17 protein-coding genes and 1 pseudogene are annotated in these 23,220 nt (G+C 74.7%); 12 read left to right on the forward strand and 6 right to left on the reverse strand.

What is annotated here, in order from left to right:
• Positions 1-87: 87 nt before the first annotated feature.
• The gene (gene thpR / locus ACIQUQ_RS14725; protein ID WP_403975361.1) at positions 88-648 is read left to right on the forward strand and encodes an RNA 2',3'-cyclic phosphodiesterase; all 561 of its coding nucleotides are present in this window, start codon (positions 88-90) and stop codon (positions 646-648) included.
• 199 nt (positions 649-847) lie between these two features.
• Here thpR and ACIQUQ_RS14730 read toward each other — a convergent pair whose 3' ends face one another.
• Complete coding sequence (locus ACIQUQ_RS14730; protein ID WP_403975363.1) at positions 848-1,837, reverse strand: aldo/keto reductase; 990 nt, start codon at positions 1,835-1,837, stop codon at positions 848-850.
• Between the two features lie 138 nt (positions 1,838-1,975).
• Here ACIQUQ_RS14730 and ACIQUQ_RS14735 point away from each other — a divergent pair, with 138 nt between their 5' ends.
• The 3 genes from ACIQUQ_RS14735 (at position 1,976) to ACIQUQ_RS14745 (ending at position 6,598) form a co-directional block, all read left to right on the forward strand.
• A complete protein-coding gene (locus ACIQUQ_RS14735; protein WP_403975366.1) occupies positions 1,976-3,463 on the forward strand; it encodes an FG-GAP and VCBS repeat-containing protein in 1,488 nt (495 codons plus the stop codon).
• Between the two features lie 87 nt (positions 3,464-3,550).
• On the forward strand, positions 3,551-5,005 hold the full coding sequence (locus tag ACIQUQ_RS14740; protein WP_403975368.1) for an FG-GAP-like repeat-containing protein: 1,455 nt from the start codon (positions 3,551-3,553) through the stop codon (positions 5,003-5,005).
• A gap of 99 nt (positions 5,006-5,104) precedes the next feature.
• Positions 5,105-6,598, forward strand: a complete 1,494-nt coding sequence (locus tag ACIQUQ_RS14745) for an FG-GAP and VCBS repeat-containing protein (protein WP_403975371.1) — start codon at positions 5,105-5,107, stop codon at positions 6,596-6,598.
• On the opposite strand, the gene ACIQUQ_RS14750 is transcribed toward ACIQUQ_RS14745, so the two are convergent.
• Entirely contained in the window at positions 6,599-7,282 is a 684-nt protein-coding gene (locus ACIQUQ_RS14750) for a GDSL-type esterase/lipase family protein (RefSeq protein WP_403975373.1), read from the reverse strand.
• Positions 7,283-7,357: 75 nt separating this feature from the next.
• On the opposite strand from ACIQUQ_RS14750, the gene ACIQUQ_RS14755 reads away from it, so the two are divergent.
• Both ACIQUQ_RS14755 and ACIQUQ_RS14760 read left to right on the forward strand, forming a co-directional pair.
• Entirely contained in the window at positions 7,358-8,386 is a 1,029-nt protein-coding gene (locus ACIQUQ_RS14755) for a WD40 repeat domain-containing protein (RefSeq protein WP_403975376.1), read from the forward strand.
• 100 nt (positions 8,387-8,486) lie between these two features.
• Positions 8,487-9,281, forward strand: coding sequence for a hypothetical protein (locus ACIQUQ_RS14760; RefSeq protein WP_403975378.1), 795 nt, complete (start codon positions 8,487-8,489; stop codon positions 9,279-9,281).
• A gap of 332 nt (positions 9,282-9,613) precedes the next feature.
• Here the strand turns inward: ACIQUQ_RS14760 and ACIQUQ_RS14765 are convergent, their stop codons facing one another.
• The 3 genes from ACIQUQ_RS14765 to serC all read right to left on the reverse strand — a co-directional run bounded on the left by ACIQUQ_RS14765 (position 9,614) and on the right by serC (position 11,926).
• Positions 9,614-9,862, reverse strand: coding sequence for a sortase domain-bontaining protein (locus ACIQUQ_RS14765; protein WP_403975381.1), 249 nt, complete (start codon positions 9,860-9,862; stop codon positions 9,614-9,616).
• 35 nt (positions 9,863-9,897) lie between these two features.
• Positions 9,898-10,506 carry a hypothetical protein gene (locus tag ACIQUQ_RS14770; protein ID WP_403975383.1) on the reverse strand — a complete coding sequence of 203 codons (609 nt, stop codon included), beginning with the start codon at positions 10,504-10,506 and terminating at the stop codon, positions 9,898-9,900.
• Between the two features lie 301 nt (positions 10,507-10,807).
• Positions 10,808-11,926, reverse strand: coding sequence for a phosphoserine transaminase (gene serC / locus ACIQUQ_RS14775; protein WP_403975385.1), 1,119 nt, complete (start codon positions 11,924-11,926; stop codon positions 10,808-10,810).
• Positions 11,927-12,011: 85 nt separating this feature from the next.
• On the opposite strand from serC, the gene ACIQUQ_RS14780 reads away from it, so the two are divergent.
• The 3 genes from ACIQUQ_RS14780 (at position 12,012) to ACIQUQ_RS14790 (ending at position 18,169) form a co-directional block, all read left to right on the forward strand.
• On the forward strand, positions 12,012-14,756 hold the full coding sequence (locus ACIQUQ_RS14780; RefSeq protein ID WP_403975387.1) for an FAD-binding and (Fe-S)-binding domain-containing protein: 2,745 nt from the start codon (positions 12,012-12,014) through the stop codon (positions 14,754-14,756).
• A gap of 39 nt (positions 14,757-14,795) precedes the next feature.
• The gene (locus tag ACIQUQ_RS14785; RefSeq protein ID WP_403975390.1) at positions 14,796-17,060 is read left to right on the forward strand and encodes a protein kinase; all 2,265 of its coding nucleotides are present in this window, start codon (positions 14,796-14,798) and stop codon (positions 17,058-17,060) included.
• Positions 17,061-17,146: 86 nt separating this feature from the next.
• A complete protein-coding gene (locus ACIQUQ_RS14790) occupies positions 17,147-18,169 on the forward strand; it encodes an EamA family transporter (protein ID WP_403975392.1) in 1,023 nt (340 codons plus the stop codon).
• A 405-nt stretch (positions 18,170-18,574) separates the two neighbouring features.
• Here ACIQUQ_RS14790 and ACIQUQ_RS14795 read toward each other — a convergent pair whose 3' ends face one another.
• The gene (locus ACIQUQ_RS14795) at positions 18,575-20,227 is read right to left on the reverse strand and encodes a CocE/NonD family hydrolase (RefSeq protein WP_403975395.1); all 1,653 of its coding nucleotides are present in this window, start codon (positions 20,225-20,227) and stop codon (positions 18,575-18,577) included.
• A 230-nt stretch (positions 20,228-20,457) separates the two neighbouring features.
• Between ACIQUQ_RS14795 and ACIQUQ_RS14800 the strand changes: the two genes are divergently transcribed.
• The 3 genes and pseudogenes from ACIQUQ_RS14800 to ACIQUQ_RS14810 form a co-directional block, all read left to right on the forward strand.
• Positions 20,458-20,934 carry a hypothetical protein gene (locus tag ACIQUQ_RS14800; RefSeq protein ID WP_403975397.1) on the forward strand — a complete coding sequence of 159 codons (477 nt, stop codon included), beginning with the start codon at positions 20,458-20,460 and terminating at the stop codon, positions 20,932-20,934.
• Positions 20,935-21,082: 148 nt separating this feature from the next.
• On the forward strand, positions 21,083-21,877 hold the full coding sequence (locus tag ACIQUQ_RS14805; protein WP_403975400.1) for a TIGR03084 family metal-binding protein: 795 nt from the start codon (positions 21,083-21,085) through the stop codon (positions 21,875-21,877).
• Positions 21,878-21,944: 67 nt separating this feature from the next.
• Positions 21,945-23,147: pseudogene (locus ACIQUQ_RS14810) on the forward strand (acyclic terpene utilization AtuA family protein); the annotation flags it as partial.
• Between the last annotated feature and the right edge of the window lie 73 nt (positions 23,148-23,220).

Raw genomic sequence — 23,220 nt, forward strand, 5'->3', positions numbered from 1 at the left:
CTACGCCCGGGCCGCCCGGCGTCCGCCCGGGCCGGTCCGGCGTCCGGACCCCCTGCCGACTCCCGCGGCGAGGACTATCGTCGCCGCATGAGACTCTTCGCCGCCGTGCTGCCTCCCGAGGAGGTGCTCGACGAGCTGGCGCGGGTCGTGGACCCGCTGCGCCGGGCCGACGGCGACGAACTGCGCTGGACCGGGCACGCCGGGTGGCACTTCACCCTGGCCTTCATGGGGGAGGTGGGGGAGGAGCTGCTGCCCGAGCTGCACGCCCGGCTGGCCCGCGCGGCGCACCGCACGGCGCCCTTCCCGCTCCGCCTGCACGGCGCCGGACAGTTCAGCGGCCACGCCCTCTGGATCGGCGCGGCCGGCGGGGTCGACGAGATCCACCTGCTCGCCGAACGCGCGGACGCCGCGGCCCGCCGCTCCGGCGTCCCCATGGAGCGCCACCGCCGCTTCACCCCGCACCTGACCGTCGCCCGCAGCCGGGCGCGGGCCGACCTGCACGCGTACACCGAGGCGCTGGGCTCCTTCGAGGGCGCGTCCTGGCAGGTCGGCGAGCTGTCCCTGGTCCGCAGCACCCTGCCGGCGCACGGCGTGCCCGGCGAGCAGCCCCGCTACGACGTGGTCGAGGCCTGGCCGCTGGCGGGGTGACCCGCGGGGCCGGTTACGCTCGAAGGGTGGATCCCAAGACCAGGAACCGGGTAATGGCCGGTGTGCTCGCCGTCATGTTCGTCGTCGTCGCGGTGGCGGCCGCCCTGAAGTAACAGCAGCCGCCACCACGCGGTACGCCGTACGCGAGGCTCCCCGCACGCGGCCACGCCCTGCGCGCGGCCCGCCGTACGCGGCCCGGCTACCAGGCGAAGGCCTCCGGGGAGGGTCCCGGGCCCGGGAAGATCTCGTCCAGCCCGCCCAGCACCTCGTCCGGCAGCTCCAGCTCGACCGCCCGCAGCGCGCCCTCCAGCTGCTCCGCCGTGCGCGGCCCGACGATCGGGCCGGTCACGCCCGGCCGGGTGAGCAGCCAGGCCAGGGCGGCCTCGCCGGGCGCCAGACCGTGCTTGTCGAGCAGGTCCTCGTACGCCTGCACCTGCGCCCGCACGGTGCTGTTGGCCAGTGCGTCCGCGGACCGTCCGGAGGCCCGGCGGCCGTCCGCGGCCTCCTTCTTGATCACGCCGCCGAGCAGGCCCCCGTGCAGCGGCGACCACGGGATGACGCCGAGCCCGTACTCCTGCGCGGCCGGGATGACCTCCATCTCGGCGCGCCGCTCCGCGAGGTTGTACAGGCACTGCTCGCTGACCAGGCCGACCATGCCGCGCCGGGCGGCCGTCTCGTTGGCCTGGGCGATCTTGTAGCCGGGGAAGTTGGAGGAACCGGCGTACAGGACCTTGCCCTGCCGGACGAGCACGTCGATCGCCTGCCAGATCTCCTCGAAGGGGGTCCGGCGGTCGACGTGATGGAACTGGTAGACGTCGATGTAGTCGGTACGGAGCCGCCTGAGGCTCGCGTCGACGGCCCGCCGGATGTTCAGCGCGGAGAGCCTGTCGTGGTTCGGCCAGGTCTCGCCCTGCCGGTCCATGGAGCCGTACACCTTGGTGGCGAGGACCACCTTGTCGCGGCGCGCGCCGCCCTGCGCGAACCACGTGCCGATGATCTCCTCGGTGCGGCCCTTGTTCTCGCCCCACCCGTACACGTTGGCCGTGTCGTAGAAGTTGATGCCCGCGTCCAGCGCCGCGTCCATGATCGCGTGGCTGTCGGCCTCGTTCGTCTGCGGGCCGAAGTTCATGGTGCCGAGTACGAGTCGGCTGACCTTGAGTCCAGTGCGTCCGAGCTGCGTGTACTTCATGGTCCGCAAGCCAACTCGATCGGCGCGGCGCGGGCAAGGGCGCGGGGCGGGAGGCGGGGCAAAGATCCGTACAACCGTTCTCTCCTGTCAGGGGTCTTGGGGGTGTTACCGATCGCATTCCCAGGGGGGAAACCGGACGTGCGAAGTCACCTCCGCAGGACCGTCATGACCGCTGCGGCGGTCGCCACGCTCACGGGAGGCCTGCTGGTCTCCACCCAGGCCCAGGCGGCCACGGGGCCCGCGCCCACCCGGTACGCCGACGACTTCAACGGCGACGGCCGCCACGACCTGGCGGCCGCGTCCGCGGGGGCCGCCCTCAACGTGCCGGCGGCGGCCGGCGGCACCGTGATCGCCTACGAGGCGGGCTACGTGACCGTCTCGTACGGTTCGAAGTACGGCGCCCAGAAGACCGGCCTGAAGGCCATCACCCAGAACAGCCCGGGCGTGCCCGGCGCGGCGGGCGAGCGGCAGTCCTTCGGCCTGGCGCTGGCCAACGGCGACTTCAACGGCGACGGGTACGCGGACCTGGCGGTGTCCTCCCGCTCGGCCTTCGTCGACTGGGACACGCCGCAGAAGGGCGTGGTCACCCTGCTGTGGGGCAGCCCGGCCGGCCTCAAGGGCGGCAGCACCGTCCCGGTGGCGCCCGCGCTGCAGTACCGCCTGGGTGCCGCGCTCGTGGCCGGTGACTTCACCGGGGACGGCAAGGCCGACCTGCTCGTCGGCCACGACTCGGGGCTCCACCTGTTCCGCGGCCCGTTCGCGGCCGACGGCAGCCCCTCCCGGGTCCAGCCCGTGGACGTCGGCGCGAACGTCGACTTCGGCACCCCCGGTGTCCTCAAGAGACTGGCCGTCGGCCGGATCAACAAGGGCGCCATCGACGACCTCGTCGTCCTCCCGGACGGGCGCGGCCGCGGCCGCGTGCTCCTCGGCGGCCCGTCCGGCCTGCGCCTGACGGAGGGCACCCTGCGCGGCGGCAGCAGCGTCGCCGTCGGGGACTTCGACCAGGACGGGTACGGCGACATCGCCGTGGGCGACCCGGAGCACGAGCGGGACGGCCGGGCCTGGGTGGGCAGGGTCCACGTCACCATGGGTTCCTCCGCCGGGGTGGACGAGAACCGCGCCGTGCGGACGTTCACCGAGGACACCACCGGCGTCCCCGGGTCCCCGGGGGAGGGCGACCAGTTCGGCTCCGAGGTCGCCGTGGGCGACCTCGACCGTGACGGCCGCCCGGAGCTGATCGTCGCCGCGGTCGGCGAGAACCGGCCCACCTGCGAGCACTGCTACGTCAGTGGCGGCGGCCTGTACGTGCTCAAGGGCACGGCCAAGGGCCCGACCGGCGCCGGCGCCGCGTTCTACGGCCACAAGGCGGCTGGCCTGCCCGCCCTCCCCGGTGTCGCCCGCATCGCACGCCAGTTGAAGGTCACCGACCTCGACGGCGACCGGCAGCCGGAGATCACCCTGGCCCTGTCGAGCATGTACGAGTCCGGCCAGCAGGTCTGGTCCGTCGGCACGAAGGACGGCAAGGTCGCCGGCACCTCGCCGACCCGCGTGGTCCAGCCGCCGGCCGACCCGCTGATCCACCGCACGCCGACGGCCCCGGGCACCCTGGGCCTGATCACCCGCTGAGATCCGGGGCCGTGCCGCCTACAACCTTCCCGGCCCGGCAGGGGTCTTGAGTACGTATCCGAACGAATCAACTAGGGGGAAACGGACGTGCGACGTCACATCCGTCAGGCCGTGATGGTCGCCGCGGCGGCCGCGACGCTCAGCGGGGGCCTGCTGGTCCCCACGCAGGCGCAGGCGGCCACCACGGCCCCCGCGTCCACCCGGTACTCCGACGACTTCAACGGCGACGGGTACCACGACCTGGCGATCGGCGCCCCGGACGGCAACGTCAAGGTGACGGGTGCGGACGGCGAGACCCTGCTCTCCGCGGCCGGCTACGTGACCGTCTCGTACGGCTCGAAGTACGGCGCCCAGAAGACCGGCCTGAAGGTCCTCACCCAGAACAGCCCCGGCGTGCCGGGCGACGCGGCGCAGGGCCGTGGCTTCGGTGCGGTTCTCACCAGCGGCGACTTCAACGGCGACGGCTACGCGGACCTCGCCGTGGGCGCACGCAACGCCCAGGTCTCCCTGCTCTGGGGAAGCGCCTCGGGCCTCAAGGGCGGCACCCTGATGGCCGACCCCCTGAAGCGGCCCGGCTACGGAGTGGTCCTGAAGGCCGGTGACTTCACCGGTGACGGCAAGTCCGACCTCGTCGTCGGCTACTCCACCACGCTCTGGCTGTTCCGGGGGCCGTTCGCGGCGGACGGCTCGCCCGCCGCGGCCCCGAAGCACATCGACCTCGGCCGCGACTACCCCGTCTTCGAGCCGGGGGCGCAGAACCGGATCGCCGTGGGCCGGATCAACAAGGGCGCCATCGACGACCTCGTGGTCCTCGGTGAGCGGCGCGACATCGGCGGACCGATGCGGGGCCGGGTGCTCCTCGGCGGGGCGTCCGGGCCGCGCTTCACGCCGGTCACCATCCGCGGCGGCAGCAGCGTCGCCGTCGGGGACTTCGACAAGGACGGCTACGGCGACATCGCGGTGGGCGACCCGGAGAACCAGATCGACACCGAGTACGCCGCGGGCCTGGTGCGCATCAACTACGGCGGCCCCGACGGCGTGGACGAGAACCGCGCCGTGCGGACGTTCACCGAGGACAGCGCCGGCATCCCGGGTGGCGTGGGGGCCGCGGACCGCTTCGGCTGGTCGGTCGCCGCGGCCGACCTGAACCGGGACGGCTACGCCGACCTGGCCGTCGGTGCCATCGGCGAGTTCAAGCCCACCTGCGAGCACTGCTACGTCAGCGGCGGCGGCATCTACGTGCTGAAGGGCACGGCCAAGGGCCTCACCGGCACCGGCGCCGCGTTCTACGCCTACAACGCACCCGGTCTGCCCCGCCCCGCGGGCACGTACCGCATCCCGTCGTACCTCAAGGCCACCGACCTGAACGGCGACAAGCAGCCCGAGCTGACCTTCCCGGTCAAGGCGACCGTGCCGCAGGTCTGGTCGGCCGGCACGAAGGACGGCAAGGTCGCCGGCACCTCGCCCACCCGCGTGGTCAACCCGCCGACGGACGCGCAACTGCAGGGCACTGCAACCCAGTTCGGCGTCCTCGCCAACTGACCCTTCCCGCAGACCTCGAAGGCCGGGGGCGTCCGTCGCGTACGAGCGCGCCGGACGCCCCCGGGCCCGCAACCACCGCACCAACAGGGGGAACCCCACATGCGACGCCACACGCGTCACGCCGTCTCCGTCGCCGCGGCGGCCACGGCACTCACCGCAGGCCTGCTGGTCTCCGGCGGCACCGAGGCCCGGGCGGCCACCGCCGTCGGCCCCGCGGCCACCCGGTACGCCGACGACTTCAACGGCGACGGGTACCACGACCTCGCGGTCGCCGTACAGGACTCCAACGTCGTCGTGCCCGAGACCGCGCAGACGCCCAACGCCGGCTGGGGCGCGGGATACGTCACCGTCTCGTACGGCGGCAGGTACGGCGCCCAGCGGACCGGCCTCAAGGCCATCACCCAGGACACCGCCGGGGTCCCCGGCAAGGCCGCGCTCAACCACCGCTTCGGCCAGGTCATCGCCAACGGCGACCTCGACGGCGACGGCTACGCCGACCTCGTCGTGCGTTCCGAGGACTGGACCGGCGAGCTGGGCGGCAAGGACCTGGGCCGGGTCACGATCCTGTGGGGCAGCCCCACGGGCCTCAAGGGCGGCACCGACATCGCCAACAACGACCCGGACCTGCCGTACGGCGCCTTCGGCGAGGTCCTGGTGACGGGCGACTTCTCCGGTGACGGGAAAACCGACCTGATCGTCGGGCACAGCACCCGGCTGGACCTCTTCAAGGGGCCGTTCACCCGCACCGGCAAGCCCGCCGCGATCCTGCCGGTCGAGGACGGCATCGACTTCCGCTACTCGCAGTACCAGCGCGGCCGGATCGCCGCCGGCCGGATCAACAAGGACGCCGCCGACGACCTCGTCGTCCTCGGGGACACCAACGCCTTCGGCGACCGCCCCGGCAAGGTGCTGCTCGGTGGCCCGAAGGGTCTGAAGGCCACGTCCGCGAAGGTGCGCACCGGCACGAGCGCCGTGATCGCGGACTTCGACAAGGACGGTTACGGCGACGTCGCGGTGGGCCACCCCGACTACAACTGGGAGGACCTGTCCCAGGCCGGCCGCGTCCACATCGCGTACGGCGGCAGCGGCGGCCTCGACGCGGGCCGGCGCGTCCGGGTGATCACCGAGGACACCGTCGGCGTCCCGGGCACCCCGCAGCGCAGGGACCAGTTCGGCTCCGACGTGCGGGCGGCCGACATCACGGGTGACGGCTACCCGGACCTCGTCGTCGGCGCCGCCGGCGAGAAGTCCCCGGTCTGCGACGACCACTGCCGGAACCGCAGCGGCGGTGGCTTCTACGTCCTCAAGGGCGGCAAGTCGGGTGTCACGGCGACCGGTTCGAAGTTCTACGACTACGCGTCGGAGGGCTTCCTCAAGCCCGGCGGGATCGTCCGCTTCGGCTCCCAGCTCAAGCCGGTCGACCTGAACGGTGACAAGAGGCCCGAGCTGAACCTCACCTGGACGGGCGGCTCCGTCTGGTCGGTGGGCGTGAAGAACGGGGTCGTGGGCGCCGCCCCGACGCGGGTGGTCGAGCCCGTGAAGGACCCGAAGATCGAGGCCTGGAACAACTTCTTCGGTCTGCTGACCCGCTAGTCAGGGCATCGCGTACGGCGCGCCGATGCCCCACGCCTGGTACATGGCATCGGCGAACTCGCCCGCCAGACGGTGCTCACCCGACTCGTTCGGGTGAGTGCCGTCGTACGTGTCGTAGTGGATGTCGTACTCCTTCGGCCGCGCGCCCAGCAGGATCGGCGAGGCCGGGGTGTCGAGGTCGGCGACCGCCTTGGCCAGCAGCTCGTTGAAGCGGGCGCACTCGGCGGCGAAGGGGGCGTCCGACTCGGCGCGGACGTTCGGGATCACCGGCAGGAAGACCATCCGGATGCCCGGCCGGGCGTCGCGGGCCTCGCCGACGAACCGGCGGGCGTTGTCCGCGGTCTCGTCGGAGGCGGTGTAGAAGCCGAGGTCGATCAGGCCCAGGGAGACCAGCAGCACGTCCGGCTTGTGCACGGCCACGGTCTCGCCGATCAGCGGGGCCATGTGCTGCCAGCCCTCGCCCCAGCCGGCCAGGTGGCGGCGGGCGTGGTCCGGGAAGGCGGGGTCGGCGTAGTCGTGCGAGACGGGTGCGTCGGCGAAGGTGTCGTACACCTCGCGGCGCGGGCCGACGATCTTGTACGGGCCCCCGAAGGACGCGTTGAGGTGCTGCCACATCCGGTAGCGCCAGGTGTAGTCGCCCGCGCGTCCGATGGTCATGGAGTCGCCGACGAACATGAAACGCATCCGGTCATCATCGCGGATCGGCCCCGGGGCCGTGCTGTGAGCCTGGACACCCCGCGGGGGTGGCAGGCTGGGGGGATGCGTCGTCTTCTGCGTCCCGTCCTGTGTGCGGCCGTCCTGGTCCCGGCGGTCCTGTCGTCCCCGGCGGTCGCCCTGGCCGCCGACGGGGCGGAGGGCCCCGGCACCTCCTCGTTCACGATCTCCGACCCGCGCATCAAGGAGTCCAGCGGCCTCGCGGCCAGCAGGAAGCACCCCGGCGTGTACTGGACGCACAACGACAGCGAGGACGGGCCGTACCTGTACGCGGTCGACTCGGCCAGCGGCCGTACGGTCGCCCGGGTCACCATGACGGGCGTGGGCCGCCCGCGTGACGTCGAGGGGATCTCCCTCGGGCCGGACGGGAACCTCTACGTCGGCGACATCGGGGACAACGCCGACGGCTCCTGGAACCACGTGTGGATCTACCGCCTGCCCGAGCCCGACCGGCTGGCCGACACGACGGTCAAGGCCACCCAGTTCACCGTCCGTTACGCGGACGGCGCGCGCAACGCCGAGGCGCTGATGGTGCACCCCGTGACCGGGCGGGTCTACATCGCGAGCAAGAGCGAGGACTCGGGGCACCTGTACGAGGGCCCGGCCCGGCTCAGCGCGTCCGGCACGAACGTGTTCCGCCGGGTGGGCGACGTGCCGTGGGTGACGGACGGCGCCTTCTCGCCCGACGGGCGCCAACTGGTCCTGCGCGGCTACTTCTTCGCGGAGACCTACCCCTGGAAGGACGGCCGGGCCGTCGGCGAGGGCGAGCGGGTGAACGCCCCCTTCCAGGGCCAGGCCGAGGCGGTGACGTACTCGCCCGACGGCTCGACGCTGATGTTCGGCTCGGAAGGCGAGGGCAGCCGGGTGGTGGCGGTGCCGGTGCCGGGGCGCGCGGCGGACGGGACGCCCGACGCCACGCGGCCGGGCGCGAAGCCGGGCGCGGCGGCCGCGGGCGGGGGGACCGGTGGCGCGGCGGCCGAGGGCGGCGGGGGCTTCACCGTGGGAGCCGTGGTGCTGGTGCTCGGCGCGGCCGCACTGCTGGCGATGCGGCGCTTGCTGCGTCGGGGTGACTGACCTGACGGGCTTTCACGTGACTGGCGCACCCCGGTTGCGGGGCCGCGCCGACTGCTCGTGAGTGGTGACTGAACGTCCACTCCCCGAGGAGGAGAGCCCATTGCGTACCACTACGCGTTTCGTCCTGCCCGCCGCCCTGTCCCTGGCCCTGCTGGGCGCGTCACCCGGCCTCGCCGGTGCCGCGGCCGCGCCCGAGCGGCCCGCCCTGGCGGCCCGGGCCGCCGCGCCCCTGCCGGGTGCCGACGCCCTGCTCAAGCAGGTGCAGGCGCTGGGGGCCGTCGGAGGTCTCCTGACGCCCGTCACGGACCTGCTGACCGCGGTGCTGAAGGCGGACGACGGCAAACTGCCGCAGGCGGACCTCGACAAACACGTGGCGGCGGTCAAGGCCGCGGTCGAGAAGCTGAAGGCTTCGCTGCCGGCGCCGCCGGTGGAGGTGCCCAAGCCCCCGGTGGACCTGCCGGTGGACCCGCCGAAGCTGCCCGTGGACCCGCCGAAGCTACCGGTGGAGGCGCCGAAGCTGCCCGTGGAGGCACCGAAGACGCCGGTCGAGGCACCGAAGCTGCCGGTGGAGGCACCGAAGCTGCCGGTCGAGGCGCCGAAGCTGCCCGTCGCCGCCGTGGCGGGCCAGGCCCGGGCCGCCGCGCCGCTCGACCTGATCACCGCCGCCCTGGACAAGCTGGTGAAGTCCGTCGAGGGGCTCGCCAAGGCCTCCGCCCCCTGCGGCTGCTCCGCCGACGCCGTCGGCAAGGTCAACGAGGTGGTGACGGGCCTGGTCGACACCGTGCTGGCCCTGCTGCTCGGCGCCGGCCTGCCCGCGCCGGCCCTGCCCGGCCTGCCGGACCTGCCCGGCCTGCCGAAGCTGCCCGGCGAGCCGCCGAAGCTGCCGGTCTCGTGAGCGCGGCAGCCGGAGGTGCGATAGCCGTGGGGGGGGGGGGGGGGCGCCCCCCCCCCCCCCCCCCCCCCCCCCCCCCCCCCCCCCCCCCCCCCCCCCCCCCCGGCCCCCCCCGGCCCCCCCCCCGCCCGCCCCCGCCCCCGCCGCCCGGCGCGCCCCGGCGGGGCCCGTACTGGGGGCCGCGCCCGCCGGGGGGGGGCCCCCCCGGGGGGGGGGGGGCCCCCCCCCCCGCCCCCCCCGCCCCCCCCCACGTCGTACCCGTACGGCCGCCCGTGCCCGTACCCGGTCGGCCGCCCGTGCTCGTACCCGCTCGGCCGCCCGTACCGCGGGCCGGCTCAGGCCGTGCCCGTCAGGTGGGCGAAGACCACGACGTTCGAGTCCCAGTGCCGGTCCGGGGTCAGCTTCCCGCCGCAGGTGATCAGGCGCAGCTCGGCGTCCTTCGTCGCGCCGTAGACCTTCTCCGTGGGGAAGGCGCTCTTCCTGTACGTCTCCACCCCGTCCACCGCGAAGACCGCGGTCGTGCCGTCGGCCCGGTGAACCTCGACCTGCTCGCCCTTGGTGAGCTTCTTCAGGTCGTGGAACACGGCCTCGCGCGTGGTGGGCGGTGGTGCGCCGCCGCTCAGTCATCGTCGGCCGTGACGCCGGCGGGGGCCAGGCCGGTGTTCACGCCGCCCTTGGGCTTCTTGTGCTGGGCGGGCTTGAGCGGGGTGACCGGCTTGGAGTCGCCGCCGTGCCGGCCCTCGGTGGCGGTGAACTTCACGGTGTCGAACTTCTTGCCGCCGGCGAAGGCGTCCACGCCGTAGTAGCCCAGCTTCACGTCCTTGGCGACGACCGCGGTGCCGGTCCAGACGCCGTGGCCGTCGTCCTTCACGGGCACCCTGCCGCCGAAGGCCTTGGAGCTGACGTGGGCGTCGGCGTCCTTGACCGTGGTCCTGACGGTGACCGCGATCTTCTCGCCCGGGGCGCCGCTGTCCTTGGACAGGGAGACCGTGGAGGTGGCGGGGGCGGGCGTCGGGGTCGCGGGGGTGGTGGCCGTCGGGGTGACCTTCGGGGTGGCGGTGCCGGTGCCGGCTGCGGTGGCGGTGGCGGTGGCGGTGGTGGGAGTGGCGGGGGCGGGGGTGCTGCCGCCCGTGCCCGCCGTCGGGCCGGCGGCGTACGCGGCGACCGGGGCGGCCAGGGCCAGGGACGCGGCGAGTGCGATCGCCGGGACGGTGAGTGCCTTGCGCATGGTGGATCCTCCTGACAGGGCCCCGGTTTTTCGGGGCACACCAGACATGAGGGACATCCTGCGCGCCCGGTTGCGGGCCCCGCACGGGTGGCCGGGGCCCCGGCCGAAGGTCCTGCGGGACGTAGCCGCAGGCCCAGGGGTGCGGGCTGATCTTCCGTTTGCGCTGCCTTTGCCGGCATTTTTGGGACCAAGGTCCCGGCCGGGCGTCCCGTGCTCCGGGCGCGGCAGAGCCCGGGCAACGCCGGAGCCCCCGGTGACAGGGCGTCACCGGGGGCTCCGGACCGTACGGTTCGGGAAGCCGTCAGAGCTTCTCGATCACGTAGTCGATGCACTTCGTCAGCGCCTCGACGTCCGCCGGGTCGATCGCCGGGAACATCGCGATGCGCAGCTGGTTGCGGCCGAGCTTGCGGTACGGCTCGGTGTCCACGATGCCGTTGGCGCGCAGCACCTTGGCGATCGCGGCGGCGTCGATCTCGTCCGCAAAGTCGATCGTGCCGATGACCGCGGACCGCTTGGCCGCGTCCGTCACGAACGGGGTGGCGTACTTCGACTCCTCGGCCCAGCCGTACAGGGTCCGGGCGCTGGCCGCCGTGCGCTGCGTGGCGAAGTCCAGGCCGCCCTGGCCGTTGATCCACTTCAGCTGCTGGTCCAGCAGGAACAGGGTGGACAGCGCCGGGGTGTTGTACGTCTGGTTCTTCAGCGAGTTGTCGATCGCGGTCGGCAGCGAGAAGAACTCGGGGATGTGGCGCCCGGAGGCGTGGACGCGCGCGGCGCGCTCCAGCGCGGCCGGCGAGAACGCCGCGAGCCACAGGCCGCCCTCGGAGGCGAAGGACTTCTGCGGGGCGAAGTAGTAGACGTCCGACTCGGTGATGTCGACCGGCAGGCCGCCCGCGCCGGAGGTCGCGTCGACCAGCACCAGGGCGCCCTCGTCGGCGCCCGCGACGCGCTTGACCGGCGCGGCGACACCCGTGGAGGTCTCGTTGTGCGTGTACGCGTACACGTCCACGCCCGCCTCGGCGACCGGCTCGGGGTGCGTGCCCGGGTCGGAGGAGATCACGCTCGGCTCGTCCAGCCACGGCGCCAGCTTGGCGGCCTTGGCGAACTTCGAGGAGAACTCACCGAAGGTCAGGTGCTGGGACTTCCGCTCGATCAGACCGTGGGTCGCGACGTCCCAGAAGGCGGTGGAGCCGCCGTTGCCCAGGATCACCTCGTAGCCCTCGGGGAGCGAGAAGAGGTCCCGGATGCCGTCGCGCACGGACCCGACCAGGTTCTTGACCGGGGCCTGGCGGTGGGAGGTACCGAGCAGTGAGGTTCCGGTGGCGGCCAGCGCGTCCAGCGCTTCCGTCCGCACCTTGGAGGGGCCCGCGCCGAATCGTCCGTCGGCGGGCTTGATGTCAGCGGGAATCTGGATCTCAGCCACGAGCGGAGCGTATCCGGTCGGAACCCTCCCGTCGGCCGCGCGTCCACCCGATGAGACGAGCCGTGCAGGGCGGGAGGATGGGCGGGTGACCGACACGGTGGAACTGGAACGGGCGCTGCGGGGGACGGTCCGGGGCGAAGTGGACTTCGGGGCCTCGGCCCGCGCCCTGGTGACCATGGACGCCTCCAACTACCGGCGGGTCCCGCTGGGCGTGGTGGCCCCGCGCGACGCGGCGGACGTGCGCGAGGTGCTGCGGGTGTGCCGCGAGGCCGGGGTGCCCGTGGTGCCCAGGGGCGGCGGTACGTCCATCGCCGGCCAGGCCGTCGGCACCGGTGTGGTGCTGGACTTCACCCGGCACATGGCCGCCCTGGTCCGGCTGGACCCGGAGGCGCGGACGGCCGTGGTCCAGCCCGGTCTGGTGCTCGGCGCGCTGCGGGCCGCGGCCGCCCCGTACGGGCTGACCTTCGGCCCCGACCCGTCCACCTGGTCCCGCTGCACCCTCGGCGGGATGATCGGCAACAACGCCTGCGGCGCGCACTCGGTGGCCTGGGGGACCACCGCGGACAACGTCGCCGAACTGGACGTCCTCACCTACGGGGGCGGCCGGCACCGCCTCTCCCGGGGCTTCTCCGACGCGCCCGCCGGGCTGCGTGAGCTGGTCGACCGGAACCTCGCGCCGCTGCGCACCGGAATGCCGGCCGGCTTCCCGCGCCGCATCTCCGGCTACGCACTGGACGCGCTGCTGCCCGAGCGGGGCGCGCAGGTGGCGCGGGCGTTCTGCGGGAGCGAGGGCACGCTCGGGGTGGTCACCGAGGCGGTGGTGCGGCTGGTCGAGGTGCCGGCGGAGCCGGTGCTGGTCGTGCTCGGGTACGCGGACGAGAGCGCCGCGGCCGACGCGGCGGCCGGACTGCTGCCCTACGGGCCGCTGACCGTGGAGGGGATGGCCGCCGACCTGGTGCGGGGCGCGGCGGGGCTGCCGCGCGGGGGCGCCTGGCTGTTCGTGGAGATGCCGGACGCGGGGGCGGCCCGGGCCCTGGTGCGGGCGGCGGACGCGGTGGACGCGGCGGTGGTGGCCGACCGGGGCGGGCAGCGGGCGCTGTGGCGGATCAGGGAGGACGCGGCCGGTACGGCCACCCGGCTGCCCGGCGGGGAGATGGCCTGGCCCGGCTGGGAGGACTGCGCGGTGCCGCCGGCCCGGCTGGGCGCGTACCTGCGGGAGTTCCGGGCGCTGCTGGCCGCGCACGGCCTCCGGGGCGTCCCCTACGGGCACTTCGGGGAGGGCTGCGTCCACGTGCGGATCGACTTCGACCTGGTCGGCCCCGAGGGCGTGCGCCGCTTCCGGGCCTTCTCCGCGGAGCTGGCCTCCCTCGTCGTGGCGCACGGCGGCTCGTTGTCCGGGGAGCACGGGGACGGCCGGGCGCGGGCGGAGCTGCTGCCGAGGATGTACGGGGACGACGTGGTGCGGGTCTTCGGCGCGTACAAGGACCTGTGGGACCCCGAGGGCGGCATGAACCCGGGGGTGCTGGTCCGCCCGGAGCCGCTGGACGAGGGCCTGCGGCTGACCGTGCTGCCGCCCACGGAGTTCGCGCGGGAGGTGGGCCGGTGCGTCGGGGTGGCCAAGTGCCGTACGCCCGGGCCGGGTCCGGGGGTGATGTGCCCCTCGTACCGGGTGACCGGCGAGGAGCGGCACTCCACGCGGGGCCGGGCCCGGCTGCTGCACGAGATGCTGGCCGGCGAGGTGGTCACCGACGGGTGGCGGTCGGCGGAGGTGCGGGAGGCGCTGGACCTCTGCCTGGGCTGCAAGGGGTGCCTGAGCGACTGTCCGGTGGGCGTCGACATGGCCGCGTACAAGGCCGAGTTCCTGCACCGCCACTGGGCCGGGCGGATCCGGCCGGCCGCCCACTACGCGATGGGCGGGCTGCCCGGCTGGCTGCGGCTGGCCGCCGCGCTCCGGCTGGCGCCGCTGGTGGGTGCGGCCGGCCGGGCGCCGGTGCTGTCCTCCCTGGTCAAGCGGCTGGCCGGGATCACCCCGGAGCGGGAGCTGCCGGCGCCGGCCCGGGTGCCGTTCACGCGGGGCTGGCGGCCGGACGGCCCGGGCGAGGTGGTGCTGTGGCCCGACACGTTCACCGAGTACCTCGCGCCGGGCGCGGGCCACGCCGCCGTACGGGTCCTCGCCGACGCCGGGCTGCCGGCCGGCCTCCCGCCGGGCCGGGTCTGCTGCGGGCTGACGTACGTGTCGACCGGGCGGCTCGACCGGGCGCGGGCCGTGCTGCGCCGCACCCTCGACGTGATGGAGCCCGTGCTGGACGAGCGGCGGCCCGTGGTGGTCCTGGAGCCCAGCTGTGCGGCCGCGCTCCGGGGCGACCTGCCGCAGCTGCTGCGCGACGACCCGCGGGCGGTCCGGCTGGCCGGGGCCGTACGGACCTTCGCCGAGGCCCTGGAGGAGTACGCGCCGCACTGGGCGCCCCCGCGCCTGGACCGCCCGGTGACCGGCCAGACCCACTGCCACCAGCACGCGGTGCTGGGCGACGCGGCGGACCGCAGGCTGCGCGACCGGGCCGGCCTGACCGGGGAGCTGGAGGGCGGCTGCTGCGGGCTGGCCGGGAACTTCGGCTTCGAGCGCGGCGCCGGGCGCTACCGGGTGTCGGCGGACTGTGCGGAGGAGCGGCTGCTGCCCGCCGTCCGGGCGGCGGACGCGCGGGCCGCCGTACTCGCCGACGGCTATTCCTGCCGTACGCAGCTCGCACAGCTCGGCGGCCGACGGGCCCTTCACCTGGCGGAGTTGCTCGCTTCCGCGCTCGACGCCGGGGAAGTGCCGCGGGAGCAATAGGGTGACGCCTGAACACACGGGCGTGAAGGGGGCGCAGGGATGAGCGGGTCGGCAACTGACGGGATCTTCCAGCCGCTTGAGGCGGACGATCCGCAGATGGTGGCCGGATACCGGCTGGCGGCCCGGCTGGGCTCGGGCGGCATGGGCAAGGTCTACCTCTCCCACACCCCCGGCGGCCGGCCGGTGGCGATCAAGGTGATCCGGCCGGAGTTCGCCGAAGACGCCGAGTTCCGGCGGCGGTTCAAGCAGGAGGTGCAGTCCGCGCAGCGGGTGCAGGGCCTCTTCACGGCGCCGGTCATCGACGCGGACGCGGACGGCCCGGTGCCCTGGCTCGCCACGGCGTACGTGCCCGGGCCCACCGTCGCCGCGGCCGTCGCCGAGCACGGCGCGCTGCCCGCGCGCACGGTGCTGATGCTGGCCGCCGGAATCGCGGAGGCGCTCCAGGTCATCCACGGCGCGGGCATCGTGCACCGGGACCTGAAGCCGTCGAACGTGCTGCTGGCCTCCGACGGGCCCCGCGTCATCGACTTCGGCATCGCGCGGGCCGCCGACGCCACCTCCCTGACCGCGAGCGGGGTCGCGATCGGCACGCCCTCCTTCATGGCCCCCGAGCAGGCTGCCGGGGGCCGCATCGGACCGGCCACCGACATCTTCGCGCTGGGGCAGGTCGCCGCGTACGCCGCCCTGGGCGCCCCCGCGTACGGGGAGGGCCCCTCGCACGGCGTCCTGTACCGCATCGTGCACGAGGAGCCGCGGCTGACCGGCCTGCCGGAGGAGCTGCGGCCCCTGGTGGAGCGGTGCCTCGCCAAGGACGCCGCCGACCGGGCCTCGCTCGCCGAGGTGCTGGAGCTGTGCCGGGCGGCGGACGGCCAGACGCAGCTGCGCCGGCCCGAGGACTGGCTGCCGGGCGGCGTCGCGGCGGGGATCACCTCGCGGGTGGGGATCGTGCCGGGGCCGGTGGGGGGTCCGGTGGGTGGTCCGGCCGGGGGTCAGGCGGGCGGTCCGGCGGGGGGTCCGGCCGGGGGTCAGGCGGGCGGTCCGGCCGGGGGTCAGGCGGGCGGTCCGGCCGGGGGTCCGCTGCCGACGGTGCCGGCTCAGGGCGCGGCGACGCCTCCGCCGACGGTGCCGGCTCAGGACGCGGCGACGCCTCCGCCGACGGCGCCGGCCACGGCTCCGGCGCCCGCGGCCGCACCGGCCACGGCCCCGGCCGGTGCGGTGCCGACGGCCGCCGCGGCCCCGGGCGTGCCCCCGATGCCGGCCGGCGCGCCGGGCGCGTCCGGCGCCACGCCGCCCCCGATGCCGGCCGCGGCGCCGGCGGCCGCAGCCGTCGCCCCGGCAGCGGTGGCCCCGTACGCCACGCCGACCCAGGCCGGTCCCGCCCACCAGCAGACCGCCCCGGCCCACCCGGCCGCCGGAGCGCACCCGACGCCGCCGCCGAGCGCGCCGGGCACCTACCCCACGCCCCCGCCGAGCGCGCCGGGCACCTACCCCACGCCCCCGCCGAGCGCGCCCGGTACGTACCCCACGCCCCCGCCGGTGGCGCACCACACGCCGCCGCCCGCGCACCACACCCCGCCGCCGGTGAACCACACCCCGCCGCCGGTGAACCCGTACCAGACCCCGTACCCGGGATCCGGGACCGGCGGCTACGCGGTGCCGACGCCCGTACCCGCGCCCGCCCCGCGCAGCTCCGACGCCAAGCGGGCCGGGATCGTGCTGGGTTCGATCTTCGGCGGCCTGGTCCTGCTGCTGGGCGGCTGCGCGGCCCTGGCCAACCTGGCCGGCAAGGACGACGACAACGCGGCGCGCCGCACCGGCGGGAGCTCCGCGGCGAGCAGCGGCGGCGGTTCGGCGAGCGGCAGCCGGAACCCCTCGGCCGGCGGGAGCACCCGGCCGCGCACGGACCCGAAGCCCGCCACGTACGCGAACTTCGAGTTCCCCGCGGGCTACCACATCGAGCTCGGGGACGACCCGCTCACGCCCCGGGACTCGCAGTTCAGCGACGACCTGAACTTCTCGTGCGGCAGCTCCGACGGCTGCAAGTTCACCTCGTACGTCACCAAGATGGTGCTGCTCGACTCGGCGGAGAAGGGCTCGCTCGACACCTGCCGCAAGGCGACCCGCTTCACCAACCAGATCCTCCTGGAGACCCTGTCGCGGGGTGACCAGATCTGCCTGCGCACCAAGTCCGGCAACATCGCGCTGGTCACCTACCGCGGCATGTCGGGCCAGGACGACCCGAGCACGCACTCAACGGTCGACGTGACGGTCTGGCGCGGCGCCCTGGAGCCCGAGACGGACTGAGGAGAGGAGCGAGGGGCGGGGGCGGCCGCCGCCATGTAAGGGAAAACATGGAGCCACGCTCCTTACGGCGGGCTTAGCATGGTGGAATGACCCATTCCGCCGCGCCCGCCCCTGCGCCCGCCGCCGCCCCCGTCACCACCGGGGCGGCCGGGACCACCGGGGCCGCCGGGACCACCGGGACGGCGGGGACCTCCCCGGCTGCCGGGCTCGGCCGGCTCGCCGGGCGCCTTCGGGGCCGCGGTCCCGGGCGGCTGGGCCCGGTCGCGCTGGTGATCTCCGCCGGCGTCTCGGTGCAGTTCGGCGCGGCGCTCGCGGTCACGCTGATGCCCCGCGCGGGAGCGGCCGGCGTGGTCTCGCTCCGGCTGGTCGCGGCGGCCGTCGTGCTGCTGCTGATCTGCCGGCCGCGGATCCGCGGCTACTCGCGCGCCGACTGGACCACCGTGCTGGCCTTCGGCGTGGCCATGGCGGGCATGAACGGCCTCTTCTACCAGGCCGTCGAGCGCATCCCCCTCGGCCCCGCCGTCACGCTGGAGGTGCTGGGCCCGCTGGTGCTGTCGGTCTTCGCCTCGCGGCGGCTGTCCAGCCTGCTCTGGGCGGGGCTCGCGCTGTGCGGCGTGGCCCTGCTCGGCGGGGCCGGCGGGTCCGGGATGGGCTCGCTCGACCCGCTGGGTGCCGCCTTCGCCCTCGGCGCGGGCGCGATGTGGGCGGCGTACATCGTCTTCAGCGCCCGTACGGGGCGCCGCTTCCCGCAGGCCGACGGTCTGGCCCTGGCGATGGCCTTCGCCGCCGTGATCAGCCTGCCGCTGGGCATCGCCGAGGCCGGGGACAGGCTGGTGGTGCCGGGCACGCTGGCGCTGGGCCTCGGTGTCGCGCTGCTGTCCTCGGTCCTGCCGTACACGCTGGAGCTGCTCGCCCTGCGGCGGCTGCCCGCGCCCACCTTCGCGGTGCTGATGAGCCTGGAGCCGGCCATCGCGGCCACGGCGGGCTTCCTCGTACTGGGCCAGGGCCTCTCCCTCACCGACGCGCTCGCCATCGCCCTGGTCATCGCGGCCAGCATGGGCGCGGTCCGCTCGCAGGCGAAGCGCATGCCGCCGACGGCCGAGGCCTGACCACGCGTCGGTCTCCGACGGTGCGTCGGCCTTCGACGGTGCGTCGGCCTTCGACGGTGCGTCGGCTTCCGACCGTGCGCCAGCCCTGGCCGTGGTGCCCCGGGGCGGTGGTGCGGGGTGGCCGGTCGTGTGGTGTGTGGGTCCCCTCGGTGCTTGACGCGTCGTGGCCTGCAGGCCCTGCGGCAGGCCCACCCCTGGGGCAAGGGGGCTTCGCCCCTGGCCTTCGGCCACCCCAGGCCCGGGCCTGCCTCCGGTCCAGCCTGCCACGACGCGTCAAGCACCTTCCCCACACACCACACGCCCGGCCGGGCGCTGCCAAGGGGACACCAGCAGCACGGCCACCCAGCAGCACGGCGCGGCGCGCCGTCGGCTGGCCCGGTCCCGGCCGACGGCTTGCCGTACGGCTCAGCCGAGCGGCAGTTCCAGGAAGGCCGGGTCTTCGTCAGAGGAGCCGAACCGCAGGGTTCCCCGGGGCAGGTTCGCGCCCCCGTAGAACGGGTCGACGGTGTCCGCCACCAGCATCAGCCGGTGCCCCGCCGGCACGTCGTACGCCGTGGCCTGGAGTTCGACCTCGGCGGCGTACGGGCTCTCAGGGTCGCCCTGCAGCCGGGTGAACGGCGCGTGCGTCACGATGTGCCCGGTCCCGTCCGGCGCCACGTCCAGCAGGTACGCGACGAACGTGGCCCGCGGCGTCGCCGCCGCGCAGCTCAGCCGCAGCCTCGGGATCCCGCGCAGCCGCAGCACCGCGTCCTGCGGCGCGCCCGTCCAGACGGCCGCCACGTCGCGGCTGATCCCGTCGGCGGGGTAGGTCTTCGGGCGGCCGGCGATCTCGTCGTACCCGGTGGTGATGATCGCGTCGGCCACGGTGGCGGGGGTGTCGATGCCGGTCAGCGCCTCGATGGTCCAGCCGGTCTCCGGCTTGTCGGCCAGCGAGCCGCCCGCGGCGCCGCCCGTCAGGTACACGCGCTGGCGGCGCGTCGTCACGGCCGTCCAGGTGGGTCGGTCCTCCAGGGTCTTGTTCCACATCACCTGACTGAGGATCTGGCCCTCCGAGCCGATGCCGGTGTCCTCGCCCCTGAGGTGCTGGTCGAGCCAGCGGTGGGCGTTCGACCAGATCCGGTTCGGCAGACCGATGATCCCGCTCATCTCCGGACAGGAGTGGTCGCCGATGGACAGGTCCAGGCGCTTGGGGCCGGTCAGCGCCTCGAACATCCGCAGCGTCTGGTTCACCGGGAAGAGCGTCTCGTGCCAGGCGTGCGCGAAGTAGACGGGCACCTGTCGCTCGCGCAGCTCGTCCGCGTACGTGAGGGGTGAGCGGCGGGCGGCCCAGGCCAGGGTCGCCTCGATGTTCCGGTTGTTCAGCACGTCGGCGAAGACAGCCGCCGTCTCCTGGCTCAGCCGGGCGTTCCTGGCGGCGTTCAGCAGGGCGGTCACCGAGGCGACGTGCCGGGTGGTGTTCTCGTAGAAGGCCTCCCCGAGGTCGCCCCAGGTGCTCATCGCGACGACCGCGTCGACCCGGGTGTCGTGCGCCGCGACCAGCTGGCTGATGCCCGATCCGTAGCTGTCGCCGAGGAAGCCGGCCGCGGTGACCCCGGACGGCGTCCGCTCGATCAGGAAGTCCAGCGCCCGGGTGCCGTCCTCGACGTCGAGCGGGCCGGCCACCTCGACCTCGCCGCCGGAGAGCCCGAAGCCGCGGGCGCTGTAGGCCAGGACGTTGTAGCCCTTGGCCGCGAAGGCCGTGGCCTGGACGGCGTACGAGAGCCAGCCGAGGTCCGTCCACGGCGAGGGCATGACGACGACCGGACGCGGATCGGGGCCGGTGTGCCGCCAGAGGGCCGCGTCGAGCAAGGCGGGCTCGCCGGTGGCCGGATCCGCCGCGCCCGGCACCTTGACCGGGGTGAACGTGAGCAGCGAGCGGGCCTGGTCGACCTCGGCGGCGCGGGCGGGCGCGAGCCCGGAGGTGTCGCCGCTCCGGAGCGCGGCCACGAAGGCGCGCAACGCGGCCTCGTCGAGCTGGGGGTAGAGCGTGATCGGCTGCTGTGCTGCTTCGGAGGTCATGTCGCGGTCCATTCCTCTACGGTGAGCAACGGCGTGATCGCTCCGTGTGCGGAGCGGGCCCAGTATGGGCGGACCCGCGCCCGGAAGTGTCGTCAGTTTTACGGATCTGGCCGGAACCGGATCCTCCGTCCGGGCGTGTCGGCCGACGCGCCACGGGGTCGCGCCGGACCCGGATCCGTGCGCGCATCCCCTGACGGAAGGTGTCAGGGAAGCGCCCGTACGGTCCCCGCATGGCATTCCAGGAGAAGCACCTGAGCGTCCCCGGACCCGTCGAGGTCGAGGGCCGTCTCGTGAAGCGGTACCACGTCACCGCAGACCCGGCCGGCATCGAGCCGGAGGTCGAGAAAGCCGCCTACGCCTTCCTGCCCGAACTGCTCGCGACGCTGCCGGAGCCGGACGGCACGCCGCCCGTGAGCTTCGTCGTCCTCCACAGGGGAGGGGACGACGGCGCGTACCTCAACGTCTACAGCTGGGTGTGGGACAACGTCCTGCACTTCGCGGGCGGGGCGGCGGGCCAGCCGGTGCTGGGCTGCCCGGACCGGGACAGCACGCACTTCGTCCGGCTGGACCGCTCGCTGATCGGGTGCGTCTGGGAGCTCCCGCCCATCGGCCACGAGCGGAACGCGTGGGTGCGGCACATGCTGTCCGGCGAGCCCGACGTGCCGGCGTACCTGGCGGACTCGCTGCCGGAGGGCCTGACCGGCTGACTCGCCGTCTCCGCAGGGGAGTTGGTGCGGTGGGCGCCCCGGGGGAACACGGGGCGAAAAATCATGCAAGCACGCTTGATTGTTTCTCGGCCCGCTGCCACGCTTCGGGGCACACCGTCGTGTCGCCGTCCGCGTGGGGGAGTCCGCCGTGCCCGATCCGTCGTCCCTGGTGATCGCCGATCTGTTTGCCGAAGGGGAGGAACTCGACCAGCTCGTAGGCGCGTTGGACGCCGAGGAGTGGGCGAGGCCCACCCCCGCACCCGGCTGGACGGTCGCCCACCAGATCGCGCACCTGGAGTGGACCGACCGGGCGGCCCTCCTCGCCCTCACCGACGCCGACGGCTTCGCACGCCAGGCCGCGGAGGCCCTGGGCAAGCCCGACACCTTCGTCGACGAGGGCGCCGGGGCAGGTGCCGCCCTGCCGCCCGCCGAACTGCTGGCCCGCTGGCGGGCCGGGCGCGCGGAGCTCGACGCGGCCCTGACGAAGGCGCCCGCGGGGGAGCGGTTCCCCTGGTACGGGCCCCCGATGAAGGCCGCCTCCATGGCCAGCGCCCGCCTCATGGAGACCTGGGCGCACGGCCAGGACGTGGCGGACGCGCTGGGTGCCGTCCGGGTCCCGACCGCGCGGCTGCGGCACGTGGCCCGGATCGGGGTGCGGGCCCGCGACTACGCCTATGCGGTACGCGGACTGCCCGCGCCCGAAGGGGAGTTCCGGGTGGAACTGACCTCGCCGGACGGCACGGAGCTGTGGGCGTACGGGCCACCGGAGGCGGCGCAGCGGGTCACCGGACCGGCGCTGGACTTCTGCCTGCTCGTGACCCAGCGGGCGCACCGGGCGGACCTCGCCGTGACGGCCTCGGGCGCGGAGGCCGACCGCTGGCTGGACATCGCCCAGGCCTTCGCGGGCCCGGCGGGCGAGGGCCGGGAGCGGCGCGGTGCCTGACGACCGGATCCTGCGCATCGGCAACGCCTCGGGCTTCTACGGCGACCGCTTCGACGCGGTGGCGGAGATGCTGACCGGCGGCCCGCTGGACGTGCTGACCGGCGACTACCTCGCCGAACTGACGATGCTGATCCTCGGCCGCGACCGGCTGAAGGACCCGGCGCTGGGGTACGCGAAGACGTACCTGAAGCAGCTGGAGGGGAGCCTCGGCCTGGCCGTCGACCGGGGCGTCCGCCTGGTGACCAACGCCGGCGGCCTGAACCCCGCCGGGCTGGCCGACGCCATCCGCAAGCTCGCCGCCAGGCTGGGCGTACCGGTGGCGGTGGCGCACGTCGAGGGCGACGACCTGATGCCGTACGAGGACGCCCTCACCGCCAACGCGTACCTCGGCGGCTGGGGAATCACCGAATGCCTGAAGGCCGGCGCGGTGGTGGTCGTCACCGGCCGAGTGACGGACGCGGCGCTGGTCAGCGGGCCGTCCGCCTGGTTCTTCGACTGGGCGCGGGACGACTTCGACGCGCTGGCGGGGGCGGTGGTGGCCGGGCACGTGCTGGAGTGCGGCACGCAGGCGACCGGCGGCAACTACGCGTTCTTCACCGGCCACGACGTACGGCGGCCCGGCTTCCCGCTGGCGGAGGTCGCCCGGGACGGCAGCGCGGTCATCACCAAGCATCCGGGCACGGGCGGCGTGGTGAACACCGGCACGGTCACCGCCCAGCTGCTGTACGAGACCCAGGGCGCCCGGTACCTGGGCCCCGACGTGGTGGCCCGCCTCGACACGGTGCGGCTCACGCAGCAGGGCCCGGACCGGGTCCTGGTGTCGGGCACCCGGGGCGAACCCGCCCCCGGCACCCTGAAACTGGGCCTCACCCGCATCGGCGGCTGGCGCAACGAGGTCGTCTTCGTGCTGACCGGCCTGGACGTCGAGGCCAAGGCGGCCCTGCTGAAGGCCCAGCTGGCGGACGCGCTGGCCGGCATCGCCTCGGCGGAATGGACCCTGGCCCGCACCGACCACGAGGACGCGGCCACCCAGGAAACGGCGAGCGCGCTGCTGCGCCTGACGGTGAAGGACCCCGACCCGGCCAAGGTGGGCCGCCCACTCACCGCGAAGGCCATCGAACTGGCCCTCGCGAGCTACCCGGGCTTCCACGTGACGAGCCCTCCCGCCGCCCCCACCCCCTACGGCGTCTTCGCCTCCCCCCTGATCCCGTCCGCCACCCCGCCCCACACGGCAGTCCTCCCGGACGGCACGGCCGTCCTGGTCGCCCCGATGCCCGGAGACGCCTCCTGTGCGGGGCATGGGGGCGAGACCCGGGAGAAGCCCGAAACGTCCGGGGCCGCGG

The organism is Streptomyces sp. NPDC101118 (assembly GCF_044759445.1).
Taxonomy (GTDB): domain Bacteria; phylum Actinomycetota; class Actinomycetes; order Streptomycetales; family Streptomycetaceae; genus Streptomyces.

Bases quoted from the DNA above. Each gene is read 5' to 3' on its own strand.
- ACIQUQ_RS14770 (WP_403975383.1), bottom strand. From the start codon at position 10,506: ATGCGCAAGGCACTCACCGTCCCGGCGATCGCACTCGCCGCGTCCCTG.
- ACIQUQ_RS14750 (WP_403975373.1), bottom strand. From the start codon at position 7,282: ATGCGTTTCATGTTCGTCGGCGACTCCATGACCATCGGACGCGCGGGC.
- ACIQUQ_RS14730 (WP_403975363.1), bottom strand. From the start codon at position 1,837: ATGAAGTACACGCAGCTCGGACGCACTGGACTCAAGGTCAGCCGACTC.
- ACIQUQ_RS14785 (WP_403975390.1), top strand. From the start codon at position 14,796: ATGAGCGGGTCGGCAACTGACGGGATCTTCCAGCCGCTTGAGGCGGAC.
- ACIQUQ_RS14795 (WP_403975395.1), bottom strand. From the start codon at position 20,227: ATGACCTCCGAAGCAGCACAGCAGCCGATCACGCTCTACCCCCAGCTC.
- ACIQUQ_RS14755 (WP_403975376.1), top strand. From the start codon at position 7,358: ATGCGTCGTCTTCTGCGTCCCGTCCTGTGTGCGGCCGTCCTGGTCCCG.
- ACIQUQ_RS14745 (WP_403975371.1), top strand. From the start codon at position 5,105: ATGCGACGCCACACGCGTCACGCCGTCTCCGTCGCCGCGGCGGCCACG.
- thpR (WP_403975361.1), top strand. From the start codon at position 88: ATGAGACTCTTCGCCGCCGTGCTGCCTCCCGAGGAGGTGCTCGACGAG.
- ACIQUQ_RS14800 (WP_403975397.1), top strand. From the start codon at position 20,458: ATGGCATTCCAGGAGAAGCACCTGAGCGTCCCCGGACCCGTCGAGGTC.
- ACIQUQ_RS14790 (WP_403975392.1), top strand. From the start codon at position 17,147: ATGACCCATTCCGCCGCGCCCGCCCCTGCGCCCGCCGCCGCCCCCGTC.